This is a genomic window from Ruegeria sp. C8 (genome assembly GCF_056537565.1).
This window is the reverse complement of sequence record NZ_JBQFRV010000010.1, coordinates 103,439-121,492: the sequence shown is the minus strand read 5'-3', so window position 1 is coordinate 121,492 and position 18,054 is coordinate 103,439. Positions and strand designations below refer to the sequence as shown.

Sequence of the window (18,054 nt, the reverse complement as noted above, 5' to 3'; positions counted from 1 at the left end):
TCTGCGCCGAAGGTAAGGCCAAAGTCCATCAGGCCGGCTCACACAACTGGTTTTCTCGGACATGGTATGTGCTGAAACCTGGATTTCGCCAACTTAAAGAGACGCTGATGATAAACTCAAATGCGCCTCTTAGTCACCGCAATCGGAGGGAAGCAGTCCATTCGCGGACGTGTGATAAATCCCAGCTTCCAGAAAAGTTATTGCCGTAACCGCGAAAAGAGCGCGCCCAAACCGGCGCGCTAATTCTATTTGCTATTGCATGTCACCAAGGAGTTAAGAGTGATGCATCACTCTGCGGCAACCGCTTCCTCTTCCAGTGCCGGGTAGTCGGTGTATCCTTTTTCATTCCCGCCGTAGAGGGTCGTTTCATCCAACTCATTCAGCGAGGCGTCTTTCTCAAGCCGACTGACAAGATCCGGGTTGGAAATGAACGGTCGGCCAAAGGCCACCAGGTCGACGGCTCCGATCTCAACCGATTCAATCGCCATTTCGCGGTCATAAGCGTTGTTGCCCATTTTCGCACCGTCGAACAAATCATAGAGCGCCTTGAGATCGCCACCTTCAGGAATATCGCGCGGGCCGCCGGTCTGTCCTTCCACGAGATGGAGATAGGCCAACCCATAACTATTCAACAATTTGATCGCATGCGAGAACGTCGCCTGTGGGTCACTGTCGGAAATGTTGTTGGCGTTGGAGAAGGGGCTGAGGCGGACACCAACACGGTCGGCGCCCCATACGTCGACAACTGCGTCCATGACTTCTTTCAGGAACCGTGCTCTGTTCTCGACAGGACCACCATATTCGTCTTCACGCTTGTTGGAATCGTCCCGCAGAAACTGATCAATAAGATATCCGTTGGCTGCATGGACTTCGACACCGTCAAAACCAGCCTCCTTGGCATTTTCTGCGGCCCTCCGGTAGTCGTCCACTATGCCAGCAATTTCTCCGATGGCTAGAGCACGCGGCTCAGATGTTTCAACAAACCGCTCACCATCAAAGGTCTTGGCCTTTGCGCCAATCGCGGATGGCGCAACAGGGGCGCCGCCATCCTGCTGCAAGCTGTGATGCGAAATCCGGCCAACATGCCAAAGCTGGATCACAATCTTGCCGCCCTCAGCATGGACGGCTTCAGTCACTTTTTTCCAGCCGTCGATCTGTGCTTGGGAAAAAATGCCGGGTGTCCATGCATAGCCTTTGGCTTGGGGCGAGATTTGCGAAGCTTCCGTGATGATCAGACCAGCACCCGCCCGTTGCGCGTAGTACTTGGCCTGCAATTCATGGACGCTGTCATCCTCGGCTCTTGCCCGGTTGCGGGTCAGTGGCGCCATGACAACGCGGTTTTTCAGTTCAATTGCGCCAGCTTTGATGCCGGAGAACAGTTTTTCATCAGCCATTGCTGCTTCCTTCTTTGGTTTAGTTCTATCAGACGGTTTTGGACTATTTGGTCCAAAATTAGGTTTGCGATTACTTAATGTTTTTTTTGATTTCAAAACATTAAGTTAGGTGGAACTAAGGTGATATCACCAACCGAGCTTGATTCAGAGTTTGCGATATCTGCTCCGCGGGAACACCCGCCTTGCGCAAAGCTAAAGTACCGATTGCAAGGGAGGCAAAGGCGCGCGCCTTGTCGAGCGCCTGTCCCGGATCCGAAGGCTCAAGCGCTTTCGCAATAATCTCGTCTATACTCTTCAAATGGTGACGCCCGAGAGCCGCGACTTCCTCATCATGAGGAGCAAGCTCCGTAAGGCAGTTGATCAGCATGCAGCCATCACGACCGCCTTGCGGGTTCGCCAAAGCTTCCATTATCGCACCAACGGGGTCATCTCCGCCCGAGTCTGCGACCTCACGCAGAGTTTTCAAACCACGCCTCGAATAGTGGCTGAGGGCTTTGTGAAACAAAGCTCGTTTGTTGCCGAAAGTTCCATAGAAGCTGGACCTGCTCAAACCCATGGCCTTGGTCAAATCGTCCAAAGATGCGGTCTCATATCCCTTGTGCCAAAAAACGCACAGGGCTTTTTCCAAAGCCTCGGCTTCATCAAAGCCACGAGGCCGACCCAGGCCAACAGGCGAATTGTTGTCGCCAACTATAAGAGTATCTTCGCTCATGGTTTGGATTTGGAATGGTCGGTCCAGGAATTCAAGGGACCCGTCGAGGATTCTGGATTAATCAGTCCGAATTGCAGCCAGCGACAGTAGTTTCTTAGGTTACTAGAAATACCGGACCCGCCCGTCGCGCTCGCTATATGGCTGATGTACGCCAAAACTGCCGACGGAGACCTATGCGTTCCGGAGTTGATTGGCCACGAAATTGGACAAACCCAATCAAACATGACCGTAGTAGTCGCGAGAAACGACTGCTGAGTAGGCACAGTACAGCAAGGTCCCCCAATCGAAAATCGGCAGGCCAACCTCGCGCTGTGCTGCACGAGAAAACGGTTGCATCCCTGTGCATTCATAAACGATGGCGCCGACATTCGGATCGCGTGCCACGAGTGCCTTTGTCGCTTCGACCATCTGTATTTCGCAGCCTTCGTAACGTGCGTGCAGCTCTTGCGGGCGTTTTTCCGGATCACAGAGTTTGTCGAACTCGGTCACTCCCAGCTCGTCCTGGGCTCCGCCAATGATCAGGTTGGAATTCGTATCAATACCGACGGCTTCGAGGTGGCGATTCGTCAGGAAGCGGCGTTGGGCACACAGGATCGCCACCTTCTTGCGGCTGCCGATCAGTGTCTGGGCAAATGGCACCTGTAGCAGGCTGGACGTGAACACCGGCACGCTAACGGCGTTGGCGACCTCCTGCTGGAAATAGGCAAAGTACCCACATTCTGCGGCAATGGCACGACACCCGTATCTTTCCAACCGCTTTGCGGATGCAATGATGGGCGCGCGAACTGGTGTCTTGCCCTGGTCCCAAACCAAGGTCTTGTTGCCGACGTCTGTGGCGATGTCGTACTGGATTGGAAAGGGAAACGCGCTTGGGTTTCGCACGTCACCGGGGAAGCCCGGATAGGCATCGTCCAGAAGCATGACGCCAAGGCCCATCCCATAGCCCACATGGTTCTGACGCACGTGGATATCTTTGATGCCGGGGTCACGGGGTGAATAAAACATTTAGTTAGGCCTTTTCGTGTCAGGGCATTTTGGCGGGCCAACATACAGTCGACCCGCCCCAGTCTGATCAGCTGTTGCGTTTGAGGAAGTCGACCAGCAGGGCCGAGATCTTCTCAGGCTGGTCTTCCATCGAAAAGTGGCCGCAGTCCTCGAGCACATGCAGTTCCGAGCCGGGGATGGCGTCGTTCAGCTTGTGGGCCCACGCAACCACCTGCCAGGCGTCATCCGCGCCCCAGATTAATTGGACCGGACGCTCACCGAGCTCGGCGTAGCGCGGCGCGACCTCATCGGTGTGCTTGGGGTCGTAGTGCGTAACTTGATGCTGAAAGAAACTGCCCTGGCCTACGGGACCACAGATGAAATCGAGGTAGGTTTCCATCGAGGTTTCGGCGAGACGTTTCTTGTTCTGTACTGTCGAATACAGCCAATCCCGGAAATGCTCACGGTGTTCTGCATCCGGCGCCTTGATCAGCTTCTCAAGACCCGCTTGCATCTGTTCGTGGGTGCGCTTCGAGGGCCAGCTGTCAAAGCTCACCACGTCGATCATGGTCAGCGTGCGGACACGCTCAGGGGATTGGATGCAGAACCGCTGGGCGACACCACCGCCGATGTCATGGGCGATGACATGCAGATCATCCAGTACCCAGATATCGAGCAGCCCTTCAAGGATCGGAACTTGCCCGGTGACCGAGGTGTCGATGTTAAGATCGCGTGGACGTTCCGACAGACCATACCCGAGCAGGTCGAATACGTGCACCTTGTGTCCGACCTCGACCAGCGAAGGCAGGATGTTGCGCCAGATCCAGGATGAGGACGGAGTGCCGTGGATGAGGACTACAGGTTCGCCTTCACCATGCACGCCGTGGGCGATGCGATTTACGTTTATCACACAGTGTTGGTCCACAAGTTGGATCATGATTTTTCTCCTGCTTTGGTGGGCTGGTCGGGCAGCTATTCGGGATGATTTCAAGGAAAGGGAGCGCAGGACCGGTCAGACGCTCCAGGCAAAGATGCCGTAGGCGCCGGCGGCAATGTAGAAGCCCTGCATCGTCGTCCAGCCCCACATCCGCTTGCGCACCGCAAGGGTGAAAAGAAGGAGCGCCGACAACAGGAAAAACACGAAGGAAAGCACCTCGTATCCAGTGTTGGAGGCGATGAGCAGGGAATAGGCGATGGACAAAAAAGGCTCCACCCCACTCAAGCGATTTGTTTGCATCGGTTGTCATGTTTCAATCCGTTTTATGACTTTCCCTGATTGTAATTTCAGAGCAATCAATCTAACAAATGAATGATTGTCATGAATCTATAATATATACGAATGGAGTCATGCCATGGCTGAACGGCTGGAAATAGATGGCCTGCGGGCGCTTCTGGCGATCTCGTCTCATGGGGGCGTCACCCGCGCGGCCGAACATCTTGCATTGTCCCAACCGGCGGTCAGCCACAAGATCAGGCGGCTGGAAAAGGTGCTGGATTGCGATCTTCTGGCGCGCCGCGCGGGCGGACCGCTGTTCACCGAGGCGGGTGAGCGGTTGCTGGGATATGCACAGCGCATGATGGATCTGCATGACGAGGCGCTGGCGGCATTAGGTAAGAAACCACTCAAGGGTATGATCCAATTGGGCATGACCGAAGACACAACGGGCGGCGATGTGGCCCGTATTTTGGGCCGCTTCACCCGGCTACACCCGGAAACCCAAGTGCGCACACGGATCAGCCAGAGCCTGACCCTCGCAGATTGGTTGGAGGCCGGTGAAATCGACGTCGCAGTCATGCAGGTCTTCAGCCGCGATGTGCTTCCTGACGATCTGGTTCTCTATGAAGACCAGTTGCATTGGATCAAATCGCATGACCTTCCATTGGACCTGTCGGTCCCGGTGCCGTTTCTCGCCTTTGACAGCAACTGTTTCTACAAACATTGGGCCAGTGCCGAAGGGGCGCGGGGTGGGCAACGGTTTGAAACGGTCTTCGAATGCCCCAGTGCGGCGGGCATCCTATCGTCCGTGCGCTCGGGGTTAGGGGTCGCGCTGATGAACGGGCTGCACCTGTCGCCTGATCTGGAGGTTGTCGAAGATATGTTCCCCGAGCCGCCTTCCATCGCCTATGTCGTGCGAACTCGCCCCAAGAACCGGAATGATGCAGTCAAGGCGCTCATCCAGGAAATCTCTCGACAGGTTAGAAATGCAATTCCCCTACGCGTTGCTTGATGAACCGGCCCTGGCCTCTATCGAAGTACAAGCAGCCCAAATTCTCGATGAAATAGGGGTAGAGTTGCAGGGAGATCCCGGCAGCCTCGACGCTATGGCGTCGGTCGGGGCGCGGATTGACGGGGAGCGCGTGCGTATCGACGCTGACCGTCTGCGCGATCTGATTGCAGATGCGCCCGCATCCTTTATCTGGCAAGGGAAAACTGAAGCGGCTTCAGTAACGGTCGGAGGCGACCGCCAGGTGGTCGTCCCCTTCTATGGCCCGCCGAATGTCCGGCACGCGGACGACAGCCTCCGCCGAGGCACCCTCGAGGACTACCGCGAACTCGTGCGCCTGTGCGATGCTTCGCCGGCAATCGACAGCACCGGCTTTCAGCTTTGCATCGCCCACGACGGGGACGCGCTCGTGCCCTACATGGAGCTCGCCCGCGCCCACCTGGAGCTTTCGGATAAGCCGATGATGGGCACCGTCCTGTCCGAAGACGCCCTGCGCGAGGTTGCCAACGCGGCTGGGGTCAAGGATACGGTCGAAGACTGTCGGTTGCTTCATCTGATCAACCTGACGCCCCCGTTGGTCTTTCAGGCCAATCCTTTGCGCTGCCTGCGTGCGTCGGCCGAATTGGGGCAGGCCAGCCTCGTTGCCTCTTACATGATGATGGGCGCCACGGCGCCGGTGACCGTTGCCGGGGCGCTGGCGCAGGGGCTTGCGGAAATCATGGTTGGTCTGGCTTTGACGCAAGTCTATCGCCCCGGGGCACCGGTAGTGGGCGGGATCTTCGCACCCCCGTTTTCGATGCAGTTCATGGGTCCGATCTTTGGAACACCAGAATCTCACCTGGCCCAATTGGCAAGTTGCCAGTTGGTGCGCCGACTTGGGGTCCCCTGCCGTGGCGACGGTTTGGTCACGTCGTCCAAGATCAATGACGCTCAGGCCGGATATGAAGGCGCCAGCGCCTTCGGAGCATCTTTGGCCGGAGGAGCCGACCTGATCTTGCACGCAGCGGGTTGGCTGGAGTTTGGCCGGACCGTCGGTGTTGATAAGTTCGCTTCTGATGAGGCGATCCTGCAGGCGCAGCTCTCAAATCTCCAAAGCTGCCATTCATCGGGATGTTTCCAAACGATGGCTGTAGGCCGTTAGTTAAACTTTGCAAAACCTGGTGTCTGCGCGTTACAGACCTTCGCGAGAATCCAAGTAAAAGGCCTCATGGAACCCAAAGTCCCTTAGGGAGACCCTTTGCGGGATTGAGCAACACAAATGGCCGTAACCGCAACGACTTCGCTAAAACTGATTGAATTCATCGCAATGGCAGACAGCCGCGCAGCGCAAAAGCTATGGGCAAACTACGCAGACATATGGGTGCGCATAAATTTGCACGATTTGCGAAAAGCGTTGCATGAATAGTCACAGCGCATGGATGTCGAACGGATCGGAAAAACCTTTGATCCTAGTGCCGACAAATGTCTCCAGCACATTAGCCATTTCCAAGAGATCACAGGTTTCTTGATCAACCAGAATTCGACTTCCAGTTTTCTGCGTTTCTGCTTCCAGGCGAGCAGCAAGGTTTACGGTCGATCCGATACAAGTATACGTCGCCCTGTTGTCTGTACCGGCATAACCAGCGACGACTTCTCCAGTCGCTATTCCGATACCGATTTTTAGGTCACTCTTCCCTTCTGAGCGCCGTTCGAGATTTAATATCTCAATCATGTTGTGCATTTCATGCCCTGACGCCACTGCACTTTGCGCGGAGTTGGACAGCGGCTGCGGAACTCCGAAAAGGGCCATCAAACCGTCTCCCAACATCAGGCTGACAATCCCGCCATTGCTGGCAACAGCCTCGAACATCAACGTGTAGAAGGTGTTGAGCAGGTCGATTGTTTCCTCGGGAGCGAGATCTTCCGATAGGGTCGTGAAGCCGCGAATATCACAGAAGAGTACCGAAGCGTTGGCACGTTTGCCGCCTATCGCAAAGCCAGATTCTTGCAGGTCTTGTGCAACCTCTGTTGTCGCAAAGCGCTCTAGCAGCCGCTTTTGTTCGTCCCTGAGTCTTTTCTTTTCAAGGCCGCTGGAGACGCGCGCACCGAGAAGTGTCTTGTTGACTGGTTTTGGCAGGTAGTCTTCAGCGCCCAATTCAATGCACCGCACGACATTGTCCAGACCCTCAACAGAAGACGTTACAATTACCGGCAGATCGCGCAGGTCGGTGTCGGATTTGACGGCTTCCAAAACCTGAAAGCCGTCCATTTCCGGCATTTCGATATCCAGTAGAAGCAAGTCAAACGGCTGGCTAGACAGCATCTCCATAGCAACCCGGCCGTTTTCCGCGACCGATGCTTGGTGACCCAAAAGCTCTACGCTGCGCGACAAAAGCAAGCGGTTCACCTTGTTGTCGTCGACGATGAGCAAATGGCCGGGAGCGTCAGTCATCAATCAGACTCCGTAAAGCCGTGGCCGCAGTGGTGAGGGCTGTCTCCAACGCCGTCGCATCTTTTAGGTCTCCAGCCTCGGGCAGTTCTCCAAGCTCAACTTTCTTGGCCAGTTCGGCAAGAGCCGTCGCACCAAATGTGTTGGCGTTTGACTTGATAGAATGCGCAGCACGCCGGTAACGGTCGGCATCGGCCGCAGCCGCAGCCGCTTTCAATTCGTCAATCATGCCGGGCGCTTCGTCGAGAAAGGTGTTCACAAGTTCGGCTGCAAATTCTTCGCCTGTGGCGTCTTTAAGCTCTGCCAAGATTTCATGATCAATTGGGCTGTCTGTCATGGATCACCTTCTTATTCTTGGGGAATTTAACAGGGCTTCGACAAGGGCAGGTACGCGGATCGGTTTGGTGATATAGTCGTCCATCCCTGCATCCAGGCACATCTCACGGTCCCCCTGCATTGCGTTCGCGGTCATCGCGATAATGCGAGGACGACTTCCATCCGAATGCGCTTTGTTGATGCGGCGAGACGCTTCAAGACCATCCATCTCGGGCATTTGCACATCCATGAATACGACATCGTATGTTTGCCGGTTGACGCTTTCGACTGCTTCAACACCGTTGCTGGCCAGATCAGCGCGATAGCCCATCTGCTCTAGCAGTCGCAGCGCAAGTTTCTGGTTCACCAAGTTATCTTCGGCCAGCAAAATCCGTAACGGATGTCGCGTCGCCAGATCCGGATCTGTTTGAGGTTTGTCCTGTGGCTTGGACGGCTTTACTCGCACCTTTTCAGTCGCGAACAGTGTGACCAGGGTGTCGAACAGGTGGGATTGGCGCAAGGGTTTGGCGAGGTTGGCAGCAAAGAGCCCATCCTCCAGATCTGCTTCACGCGGACCAAGTGAACTGAAAAGGATTAGCGGCAAACCCGGCTTCTTGACGCAAAACTTTTTAGCAAGCTCTTCTCCATCAATTTCGGGCATATGCATGTCGAGAATAGCCAAATCGAACTCGACGCCTTCTTCTAGTATGCTCAGCGCCTCGAACGGAGACTCACAGGTCGTGGTCTGCGTGCCCCATTTCTCGGTTTGAAGAGACAGGATTTTACGATTGGTGGCATTGTCGTCCACCATCAAAATTCGTTTGCCTTCGAGTTCAGGCTGAACGCCGACAAGACTGCGAGAAGACGACTTAACGGGTTTCGCAGGTTTTGCCTGAATCTTGAAAATGAAGGTGGAACCGCTCCCCTCGCCATCGCTTTCAGCCCACATGGTCCCACCCATAAGTTCGGCGAGGCGTTTCGAGATCGCAAGACCCAGACCAGTGCCGCCATATTTCCTGGTCGTTGAACTATCTGCCTGACTGAAAGACTGAAATAGTCGACTCATGCCTTTTTTGGACAGGCCGATTCCGGTGTCTCGGACTTTAAACGTCAGTTCGAGCATTCCCTGTACCTTGGAAGATTGCTCAACAGACAGAACTACTTCGCCGCTTTCGGTAAACTTCACGGCGTTGGAAAGAAGGTTTAGCAGAATCTGCCGTAATCTCGTTAAATCGGCGCTAATCGCCAGCGGCAGCGCGTCATCGAACTCATAGGCCAAATCGAGTTGTTTCTCGGCAGCCTTGCCGCTGATTAAATCGAGTGCGCTTTCTACGCACTCGCGCAGGTCAAACGGATGGTTTTCGATATCCATCTGTCCGGCCTCAATTTTCGAGAAGTCTAGGATCTCGTTGATGATCCCCAAAAGCGCATCGCCGCTATCGCGGATCGTATTGGCATAGTCACTTTGTTCTGCATCCAACTCTGTGTCCATCAACAGCCCGCTCATCCCGATAACGGCATTCATGGGGGTTCGAATTTCGTGGGACATCGTCGCCAGGAAGGCGCTTTTTGCTTCGTTTGCTTCCTCAGCAACTTTTCGCGCCTCTTCAGCCTCGCGGAATAGACGAACATTCTCGATGGCAATTACCGCCTGGTCTGCAAACGAGTAGGCGAGGTCGATCTCATCTTTGGTAAAGGCGCCAGCTGTTTTCCGAGCGAACACCAATACACCCAGACACGCCTTGCCTTTTATTAGTGGCAGCAACAGAGCCGCGCGAACGCCATGCCGGTCATACGTAATCTGCTCGAACGGCGAGAGTTCGAGCGTATCCCAATCCGGAAGGTGGAGCATCTTCTTCTCATGAAGAACCTGCGCGGGAAAGCTGGACATTGGATCCGGGTCGATAGGGAAACTTTGGTTTCCTTCAAGGGTGGCAACACCGTCTGCACTCACCCGCGCGAGCACCTCGAACGTGTTACCTTGAGCGGTCATGGCCGCAACCATATCAGAGGAAACCAACCGCACACCTGCTTCTGCGATTGCTTCGAAGACTGGCTTGATGTCGTCAGGAGACTGGCTGATCACCCGTAGAACGTCCGCACTCGCAGTCTGACGTGCCAGGGAAGCTTGCGTTTCATTAAACAGGCGAACGTTTTCCAGCGCGATGATGGCCTGATCGGCGAAGGACTCGGCGATGGCGACTTCATCTTCGCTGAAAATTTTGGCAGTTTTTCGGATGAACACCAAGGCACCGAAGCATTCCGTCCCGCGCATCAGAGGCACTGTCAGCGAAGACTTGAATCCTTTCCTGCGGATGATCTCTTGATCGCGTGGGGGTAGCTCATCGTAACGCCATTCGGGCAAATGCAAGGTCTTGCCGCTCTTGATTGCCCTTGAGGGCAAATTGTCTTCGGGATCAATTGGCAGGCGCTCGTTCCATGTGATTTCTTCGACACCATCAGGTGTCGCAGCAGCGATCTGCCAAAGTTCAGTCTTGTTCGCCTGAATAGCAATCGACAGGTCGCAATCTATGAGGGTCGTTGCCAGTCCGACAATCTTTTCAAAAACCGGTTTGGTATCTGTTGGGGACTCAGAGATTACTCTTAAGACATCCGCGCTTGCGGTTTGGCGCGCGAGGGCGGTCTGCGTTTCGTTGAAGAGTTGCGAGTTCTGAATTGCGATTATCGCCTGCGACGCGAAGGTCTCCATTTGCTTGATTTGTTTTTCGTCAAAAGCGGCCGCCGTTCGGCTCCCCATGCTGATAACGCCAATTGTGTCACCATCACGGATCAGTGGCACGGAAAGAACGGATCGATAGCCTTCGAGATTGGACTTGAGCAGCGGATCATAATTGGGGTCAGCTTGAGTGTCCTCAACATAGTCAGCCCTTCCATGCAAAAGCGCACGTGCTGTGGCTGATGTTTCCCCGGGTTCAAACGGATGCACCTTTAGAAAATCCGCGAATTTGGCCGATACATTGTGTCCGGCAAAATAATGGTACTTTCCATCTTCGGGTGTCTTAAGCGCCACGAAGGCATCCTGTAGGCGGCAAATGCGGGACGAAACGGCCAGCAATGCTTCCAGTACAGGCTCTAGCGCGTCAGGAGACCGGGAAATAACTTCGAGTACTTCGTTTGTGGCTTTTTGGTACTCTAACGATTCCTCAATTTCCGCCGTTCGGGCTGTCACCTCGTCGAAGAGGTGCGCATTTCCAAGCGCTATGACCGCTTGCGAGGCGAAGGTTTCAACCAAAGCTATCTGCTTGTCTGAAAACGCCCCAATTTTCGAATGAGCAAGTGAAATCACACCCAGCGTGACTTCATCCTTGACCAGCGGAACCCCTAAAGCTGAACGAAATCCGGCATCCAGTGCTTCTTCTTTCCAGGCATAATCCGGGTCGTGCTCAAAATCTTCAATGTACACCGTTTTGCCTGTTAGCGCGACGCGTCCCGTGGTTGTGCCCTTGTCTGGTACAAACACCTGACGGTTTATAATGTCGTTGTGTGCCGCGGCGGAATTGTGGGTCGCAGCAACGTCATAAATTCCGGTTTCTTCGTTTAGAAGTGCGACGTAAGACGCTTCGGGTTTGCAGATGCGAACCGCCACTTGCAAAATAGCTTTGAGAACTGGATCAAGTTCATTTGGCGAGCGTGAGATCACTCCCAGCACTTCAGACGTGGCCGTTTGATAGTCGAGCGCTTCTTCAACTTCCGCGGTGCGTGCCTGCACTTCTCTGAACAACCGGGTGTTGTTTATGGCTATCACAGCCTGGGATGCGAATGTCTCTAACAGGTTGACCTGTTTTTCACTAAACGCCCCGGGCTTCCGGTGGGCCATGACAATAACACCAACGGTCACGCCATCGCTGACTAAGGGAACGCCGAGGGTGGTGAGGTAATCACCGATCTCCGCCGCCACCTTCCATGTGTAAGTTGGATCCTTACTCGTATCTTTTATGTAAACAGTCTTGCCGTGAAGAGCCGTGCGGCCGATGCACGAGCCTTCCTCTGGAGCAATGGGGTTGTCTGACAAATAGTTAAGAAACGCATCGCTCACGTTGTGGGACATGGCCACACGGTACAACCCATCGTCAGCATCCCGCATTGCGAAGAATGCATACTCTGGGTCGCAGATACGTGAGGAAACTTCCAGGATTGCATCCAGCACACGTGGAAGATCGTTGGGCGAGCGAGAGATGACATCTAAAACCTCTGACGTGGCAGTCTGGTATTCTAGTGACTGCACGACTTCGGCAGTGCGTTCCTCTACTTCCCGGAACAGGTTGGCATTCGTAATGGCGATAGTGGCTTGGTCGGCAAAGGTTTCTAATAACTGAATCTGTTTGGTGGAAAATCCCGAAACCTCGATTGATCCGACCGAAATCACACCTACGACCTCGCCATTCTTAACCAATGGGACCCCGAGCACGGACCGATATTCCCCGACGCCGCTGTCTTTTATCCAAGTATAAGAGGTCTCGGTTTCAATATCTTCGATATAGACAGTGCGTTTCGACAGAATGGCTCGCCCGCTTACACCGCTTTCATCAGGCGAAATAGGATGCGCTCTGACATAATCGGCAAAGGTCGTGTCCTGCGTGAGTATCGCATGAACATGAAAAAGCTGATCGTCGGGGTTCAGCATCGCAACATAAGCATCCTGCAATTCGCAGATGCGAGAAGCTTCTTTGAGGATAGCGTCGAGAACAGGGGCCAACTCATTTGGTGACGCCGAAATCACCCGCAGCACTTCAGATGTAGAGGTCTGGTATTCCAACGCCTGCGTCACTTCCGCCGTGCGATCCTGGACTTCGCGGAACTGGCGGACGTTCTCCATTGCGATCACGGCTTGAGCCGCGAAGGTTTGAACCAGTGCCACGTCGTCATCTGAGAAAGGTGCAACTTCACGGCGGTATAGGACAATTACACCGAGACCCACGCCATCCTTCATCAACGGAACTGCCAGAACCGAGCGGGCTCCTTCAATCTCAACCATCTGAACCCGTTTCGGGTCACGATCCCGGAAGTACAGGGGATCGTCCGCGATATCGTCCTGGCGAATGACCTCGCCATCGATCATTGGTTTGATCGCAATTAATTCCGTGCGTGTCAGCGGCTCGACGAAGTTTTTGAGCGCTTCGTCAAAGTCGGTTCTTGCGCCGATATTGGCCGGGATCGTTGCGAGCCCGCGTTCATTATCAGCGACACATAAAAACGCGAGCGGGGCTTTGCACAAACGGCTGGAGTTTTCGAGAATGCTTTGGAACACAGGTCTTTCGTCGTCGCGGCTACGGCTGATGACCTCGAGGATTTCTCGCGATGCTTTTTCACGCTCCAGTCGTTCCTGAACCTCTCGAAACTGGCGCGTGTTTTCTATCGCTATGACTGCGTGTTTGGCGAACTCTTCGATGAATTGCACGTCGGGATCAGAAAACGGGCGCACTTCGCGCCGGCTAACCGCAATAGCACCTATCGCCTGTTCCCCCTGCATCAGGGGCACAACGACCCGTGACCTGATGCCTTCGACCTCGACCATTGTAACAGCAGTAGGATCACCCGAGCGGTAGAACTCTGTGTCGGCGATGTCCTCGACGCGTACAACCTTGCAATTTCGTATCGCAGCCGCCGCCGTGACTGACCCATCAAGAGGCCACTCTTCCCCCAATTCGACGTCGGTCCTATCATGCCCCCATGCACCGGCCAATTGAATGTGGGTTCCCGCAGCGTTGACCAAAACCAGCGCCGCCTGATCAGCGTCACAGATTTCAGTGGCCTGCTGAAGCACGGCTTCAAAGACTCGTGCATCATTGTCCCGGCTTTTGCTGATAACACTCAGAACCTCCTGCGTCGCAGCTTGGCGTTCCAGCTGAGTGTGCAGCTCTTTCAGTTGACGGGTATTGTCGAGGGCAATGACGGCTTGCGCGGCAAAGCTCTCGACCAAAGAAATCTCGTCATCGGAAAAGGGTCGCACTTCACGCCGGTAGATCCCGATGACACCTACGGGGTCACCATTTGCTGACATCAAAGGAACCGTCAGGAACGAACGGACACCTTCCTCATCAACCAACTGCCGACGCCAGGGATCACCGTTGATGTAGTGGTCTGTCTCGCGCAAATCGACGTTGTGAATGACGCGCGCTTCCCGCACGGACTCGGCAATTTGTAAATTTGATTCCAGAGACCAGCGATCAACGCCGACCTTGTATGTAGCTAATTGATCACCAAAATGGGCGGCGTATTCCAAATGCGTTCCAGCCTCATTTAGCAGGCTCAACGTGGCTACATCTGTTTCGCAAAGCCGGGCCGTGTTTTCCAAGATCGTCTGAAATACCGGCGCTTCATCATCCCGAGACCGACTGATCGTCTCCAGAACATCACGCGTGGCACCTTCACGAGCCAGTCGCACCTGCAACTCGCTAAACTGTCGAACGTTTTCAATTGCAATGACCGCCTGAGCGGCAAAAGTTTCAACCAACTGGACCTGATCATCGGAATAAGGTCGCACCTCATCCCGTGCCAACATCAGGCATCCGATTGCACTGCCACCCACTTTCAATGGAACAAAGAGATTGCTCCGGCACCCATGCGTGTCGACAATGAGCTTAAAGCGCTCATCTCCCGATTTATGGAAATCGGTGTCGCCCATGTCGACAACACGTTTTGTCTCACCGCTGAGAATAGTGTCAGTCACAATGGAGTTGCCTGGCTCCATTGTGTATTTGCCGTCGAGCCAGAGCTGTTGAATATCCGGGTGTAAATTGACGCTTGCAATCAGTTGCTGACGAGCATCCCCTTCTTGCCCGAGTACCAGACCGGCAAAAAAGGCATCACAGAGATCTTTTGCCAGCGTTACAATCAGGTCGCATACTGGCTGGATGTCGTCCTTGGTCTCGGAGATCGCTTGCATAACCCGCGCGGTGGCTTCGAACCGAGCTTGCTGATCATCCGCGCTGAGCCCAGAGCTTTGCGCAGATGACGACGCTGAATCAGCAGTCTCTGTTGATGCCTTCTTTCCACCCACCTGCGTTCGTGCCCCCACGCAAACTAATGAAACACACAAGACCGGAGTTTAGAGGGCATACGATAGAAGTCACAGTGTTTCTTTCTGGACAGTATCCGCGACTGAGCAGCCTCTTCTGCCTAGTGCATTTTTTTTCCTGTTAGGATAGCTACGATAATGTGAGCGAATTCCACCAATAGGTATAATAATCTAGTACCCGAGGGACAGTTGCGGTCCTTTGATTCAAGACCATTTGCGTTGCATACCATTTTGGTCGCGTCGAAATCGGGTGCGGCTACAGCAAACCTCCTCTGTTATTGAATATCAATTTTTGCAGGCCTTAAGATTCGGGTATCGGCGTTGGTTATCGACGCCTGAGGGCTCTATTAAGGATCTCCAAAAAGGTAGGAAGGCTTAGGTATGAAGCGGGTTGCCTCGGTATTGGCTGCAATTTTGCTGGCGGGATGCGTTTCAACCGCGCCTCCGCCATCGGCACCCATCCCAAATCCTGGTCGCACGAGTGCCCAGGTCAATTCACAACAGGCACAAGCTAGATTTCGGCAGGTTGCCTCTCGAATTGAACCCGTTGCTGAGCAAGAATGTCGCCGCCAAACTCGGGAAGTGAATTGCGATTTTTTGATCCGCATCGATCCAAACAAAAATGCGCCCTCAAACGCGTATCAGAGTTTAAGCAAGTCAGGGCGCCCTGTCATAACAATGACCCAAGCACTGACACGAGATGTGAACAATGCCGATGAGCTTGCATTTGTTATGGCGCATGAAGCCGCTCACCACATTGAAGGGCATTTGACCCAACAGGCCCAAAATGCAGCGGCTGGTGCGGTACTTTTGGCAGGTCTGGCAACAATTGCGGGGACTGGGCCGAATGACATTGCCGCAGCACAAGATCTCGGAGCCTTTGTGGGCAGTCGCAGCTATTCAAAAAACTTTGAATTGGAAGCTGATCGACTAGGCACGGTGATAGCCTACAAAGCTGGCTATGATCCACTCAATGGTGCGCTTTACTTTGCGCGCGTTCCTGATCCCGGTGATCGTTTTCTAGGGACGCATCCTCCCAACGCACAAAGATACTATGCGGTGCAGGATACAATGGCTCAGATCAGTCGCTAAACATTTTGAGTTCCGGTCTTCACGGGGTCGCAAAGCCTGATCGCGGCTAAAGAGAGCTTCGAACCCGGGTAAATGCGACGTTCTCTGGGTCGCCCCGCTGACACTCGCCTTGATGCACTCGCGCACAAATGCTGCGCCAGCAATAAGTAATCGTGCATGAGAGCGCCTTTATGCGCAAAACGGTCACTCTTGGAAAGTCGGGATTTCCCCGCCGAACCCAATTCACTTGGGTTACTTAATAGGCAAATGTCCCCTTTCTTCGTTAGAGCGTCGCATCTTGACTGATCAAGTTGCAGGTATTTGTTTAAATATTTATACGCTGTATAATTCAGAGGAAATGAGGACACAATGCCAAGCGGACACATCATGATGGCCATGAGCCTCGACGGTTTCGTTGCAAGAAAAGACCATTCGCTCGATTGGCTGAATAAACAGCCCGCTGAAAACGAAGACCACGGGTTCATCGAGTTTATGAACAGCGTAGATACTCTTGTTATGGGGACCGGATCACTGCGAACAGTCCTTGGATTTGGTCAATGGCCATATGCGAAACCCGTTGTGGTACTCAGCCGCTCCATGACGAAACAGGACCTACCTGAAAATCTACACGACAAAATTGAGTTCTCCACTGCCAGCCCCGAAGAGTTATGGGGAATCTTTCGCGAGCGCGGTTACAACCGCGTATATGTCGATGGCGGCGCGATCATTCGGTCGTTCCTTCAGGCCGGATTTGTACAAGACATGAAGATTACGTTGGTTCCTATTCTACTAGGTGATGGCATTCGCATTTTCGGTGAAACGGATGGCGATATTGATCTTGAACTGATCTCTGCCACACCTTTTCCATCGGGTATGGTCGATCTGGTTTACGAAGTGAAAAGTATATGACCAAAGCACCAACTGTCGGGCGACCAAAAAAGTCCAAGGAACGTCTATCGAAACAGCTTATCCTGCAAACAGCCCTGCCAATTGTTCAAAAGCAGGGAGCTGATGCGCTTTCGTTTCGGTTACTGGCGGATAAGCTAAAGGTCACGCCGATGGCGGTTACTTACCATTCTGGCAGCAAGCGAAAGCTACTGGCTGACCTGGTTGAACTGGCCTTTGCGAATACGCTTCAGGCCACCTTTGAAAAAAGAGCCAGCGCAAAAGCGCGTAGCATACTAAGTGCCTACTATCTTCGGGCCTTGCCGAATGCCAACCTACTGCGCGCAGTTCTGGAAGACGTCACACTCATCAGCAAAGATCTCTTGGACGTCACAGATAAGCTGCGGGCATGCACGCGGGAAATTGACGATGGTGACGAAAACGATGTGCTTTTGCATCTTCTCATCGACTATACGCATGGCTTTATCCTCTCCGCGTCAAGCGGGAAAAACAACCCGTTAACAATCGATGACTTTTTACGAGGTATTGATTGGGTACTGGCGCGTGCGATCGGCGGTGCGCACGACCGTTCAAAATGAGGCATTGAAATCTTTGAGAATTTGACCGTTCTCGGTTGAACGCCTACGTTCGCCAAACGTTTGAGGCAGAGCGCCTCGCACAAAGGAGATTTTATGAAAGAGACCCGGGTCTAACGCCTGTTCCTGGCGATCCAAATTCAGGAACACCAACATTAACGGGCACACTCACGCGTGATGCTGAGTGCCCTTTCTGTTTTGCTTTCGTACAATCGAGACCTCCCAATGAATGTCTCAATGCACGAGCAACGTATTTTGCCCGAATTCGCCCTTGTCGGGTCCATCCACTCCAAGCGCTTAGAAAACGGAAAAATGGAAGCCGTCTTTTTCGACAAGGCTGTGCACGCGTTAGCGACGGTCGTAAAGTCGAAGCCACGCTGCACCATCTTAGGTGAAACCGCGAGA

13 protein-coding genes are annotated in these 18,054 nt (G+C 53.7%); 5 read left to right on the top strand and 8 right to left on the bottom strand.

Annotation, left to right across the window (positions count from 1 at the left end; all coding sequences use genetic code 11):
- Positions 1 to 287: 287 nt before the first annotated feature.
- The 5 genes from ACR0KL_RS14440 to ACR0KL_RS14420 form a co-directional block, all read right to left on the bottom strand.
- Positions 288 to 1,394 carry an alkene reductase gene (locus tag ACR0KL_RS14440; protein ID WP_170679320.1) on the bottom strand — a complete coding sequence of 369 codons (1,107 nt, stop codon included), beginning with the start codon at positions 1,392 to 1,394 and terminating at the stop codon, positions 288 to 290.
- A gap of 115 nt (positions 1,395 to 1,509) precedes the next feature.
- A complete protein-coding gene (locus tag ACR0KL_RS14435) occupies positions 1,510 to 2,106 on the bottom strand; it encodes a TetR/AcrR family transcriptional regulator (RefSeq protein WP_170679096.1) in 597 nt (198 codons plus the stop codon).
- A gap of 216 nt (positions 2,107 to 2,322) precedes the next feature.
- Positions 2,323 to 3,111: an aspartate/glutamate racemase family protein gene (locus tag ACR0KL_RS14430; protein ID WP_170679098.1), complete on the bottom strand. Its 789-nt coding sequence runs from the start codon at positions 3,109 to 3,111 to the stop codon at positions 2,323 to 2,325.
- A 67-nt stretch (positions 3,112 to 3,178) separates the two neighbouring features.
- Positions 3,179 to 4,027 (bottom strand): alpha/beta fold hydrolase, encoded by an 849-nt coding sequence (locus tag ACR0KL_RS14425; protein ID WP_480777185.1) that lies wholly within the window; start codon positions 4,025 to 4,027, stop codon positions 3,179 to 3,181.
- 75 nt (positions 4,028 to 4,102) lie between these two features.
- Positions 4,103 to 4,291 carry a hypothetical protein gene (locus tag ACR0KL_RS14420; protein WP_170679103.1) on the bottom strand — a complete coding sequence of 63 codons (189 nt, stop codon included), beginning with the start codon at positions 4,289 to 4,291 and terminating at the stop codon, positions 4,103 to 4,105.
- Positions 4,292 to 4,442: 151 nt separating this feature from the next.
- Between ACR0KL_RS14420 and ACR0KL_RS14415 the strand changes: the two genes are divergently transcribed.
- Together ACR0KL_RS14415 and ACR0KL_RS14410 are read left to right on the top strand one after the other, a co-directional pair.
- Positions 4,443 to 5,318, top strand: coding sequence for a LysR family transcriptional regulator (locus ACR0KL_RS14415; RefSeq protein ID WP_170679105.1), 876 nt, complete (start codon positions 4,443 to 4,445; stop codon positions 5,316 to 5,318).
- Complete coding sequence (locus ACR0KL_RS14410) at positions 5,293 to 6,456, top strand: trimethylamine methyltransferase family protein (protein ID WP_170679107.1); 1,164 nt, start codon at positions 5,293 to 5,295, stop codon at positions 6,454 to 6,456. The genes ACR0KL_RS14415 and ACR0KL_RS14410 overlap by 26 nt, the downstream gene beginning before the upstream one ends.
- 264 nt (positions 6,457 to 6,720) lie before the next feature.
- Here the strand turns inward: ACR0KL_RS14410 and ACR0KL_RS14405 are convergent, their stop codons facing one another.
- The 3 genes from ACR0KL_RS14405 to ACR0KL_RS14395 are packed head-to-tail and all read right to left on the bottom strand — an operon-like array spanning position 6,721 to position 15,079.
- Positions 6,721 to 7,746 (bottom strand): response regulator, encoded by a 1,026-nt coding sequence (locus tag ACR0KL_RS14405; RefSeq protein ID WP_170679109.1) that lies wholly within the window; start codon positions 7,744 to 7,746, stop codon positions 6,721 to 6,723.
- Positions 7,739 to 8,080, bottom strand: coding sequence for an Hpt domain-containing protein (locus ACR0KL_RS14400; protein WP_170380064.1), 342 nt, complete (start codon positions 8,078 to 8,080; stop codon positions 7,739 to 7,741). The genes ACR0KL_RS14405 and ACR0KL_RS14400 overlap by 8 nt, the downstream gene beginning before the upstream one ends.
- A gap of 3 nt (positions 8,081 to 8,083) precedes the next feature.
- Complete coding sequence (locus tag ACR0KL_RS14395; RefSeq protein WP_480777184.1) at positions 8,084 to 15,079, bottom strand: GAF domain-containing protein; 6,996 nt, start codon at positions 15,077 to 15,079, stop codon at positions 8,084 to 8,086.
- A 399-nt stretch (positions 15,080 to 15,478) separates the two neighbouring features.
- Between ACR0KL_RS14395 and ACR0KL_RS14390 the strand changes: the two genes are divergently transcribed.
- From ACR0KL_RS14390 to ACR0KL_RS14380, 3 genes are all read left to right on the top strand, one after another.
- Positions 15,479 to 16,189 carry a M48 family metalloprotease gene (locus tag ACR0KL_RS14390; protein ID WP_480777183.1) on the top strand — a complete coding sequence of 237 codons (711 nt, stop codon included), beginning with the start codon at positions 15,479 to 15,481 and terminating at the stop codon, positions 16,187 to 16,189.
- A gap of 348 nt (positions 16,190 to 16,537) precedes the next feature.
- On the top strand, positions 16,538 to 17,077 hold the full coding sequence (locus ACR0KL_RS14385; protein WP_480777182.1) for a dihydrofolate reductase family protein: 540 nt from the start codon (positions 16,538 to 16,540) through the stop codon (positions 17,075 to 17,077).
- Positions 17,074 to 17,652, top strand: coding sequence for a TetR family transcriptional regulator (locus tag ACR0KL_RS14380; RefSeq protein ID WP_170679118.1), 579 nt, complete (start codon positions 17,074 to 17,076; stop codon positions 17,650 to 17,652). Before ACR0KL_RS14385 ends, ACR0KL_RS14380 begins: the two co-directional genes overlap by 4 nt.
- Positions 17,653 to 18,054 lie beyond the last annotated feature (402 nt).

What these genes read in the sequence shown, in the direction of transcription:
- ACR0KL_RS14440 (WP_170679320.1), bottom strand. Translation starts at nt 1,394, where the DNA reads ATGGCTGATGAAAAACTGTTCTCCGGCATCAAAGCTGGCGCAATTGAA.
- ACR0KL_RS14435 (WP_170679096.1), bottom strand. Translation starts at nt 2,106, where the DNA reads ATGAGCGAAGATACTCTTATAGTTGGCGACAACAATTCGCCTGTTGGC.
- ACR0KL_RS14430 (WP_170679098.1), bottom strand. Translation starts at nt 3,111, where the DNA reads ATGTTTTATTCACCCCGTGACCCCGGCATCAAAGATATCCACGTGCGT.
- ACR0KL_RS14425 (WP_480777185.1), bottom strand. Translation starts at nt 4,027, where the DNA reads ATGATCCAACTTGTGGACCAACACTGTGTGATAAACGTAAATCGCATC.
- ACR0KL_RS14415 (WP_170679105.1), top strand. Translation starts at nt 4,443, where the DNA reads ATGGCTGAACGGCTGGAAATAGATGGCCTGCGGGCGCTTCTGGCGATC.
- ACR0KL_RS14410 (WP_170679107.1), top strand. Translation starts at nt 5,293, where the DNA reads ATGCAATTCCCCTACGCGTTGCTTGATGAACCGGCCCTGGCCTCTATC.
- ACR0KL_RS14405 (WP_170679109.1), bottom strand. Translation starts at nt 7,746, where the DNA reads ATGACTGACGCTCCCGGCCATTTGCTCATCGTCGACGACAACAAGGTG.
- ACR0KL_RS14400 (WP_170380064.1), bottom strand. Translation starts at nt 8,080, where the DNA reads ATGACAGACAGCCCAATTGATCATGAAATCTTGGCAGAGCTTAAAGAC.
- ACR0KL_RS14390 (WP_480777183.1), top strand. Translation starts at nt 15,479, where the DNA reads ATGAAGCGGGTTGCCTCGGTATTGGCTGCAATTTTGCTGGCGGGATGC.
- ACR0KL_RS14385 (WP_480777182.1), top strand. Translation starts at nt 16,538, where the DNA reads ATGCCAAGCGGACACATCATGATGGCCATGAGCCTCGACGGTTTCGTT.
- ACR0KL_RS14380 (WP_170679118.1), top strand. Translation starts at nt 17,074, where the DNA reads ATGACCAAAGCACCAACTGTCGGGCGACCAAAAAAGTCCAAGGAACGT.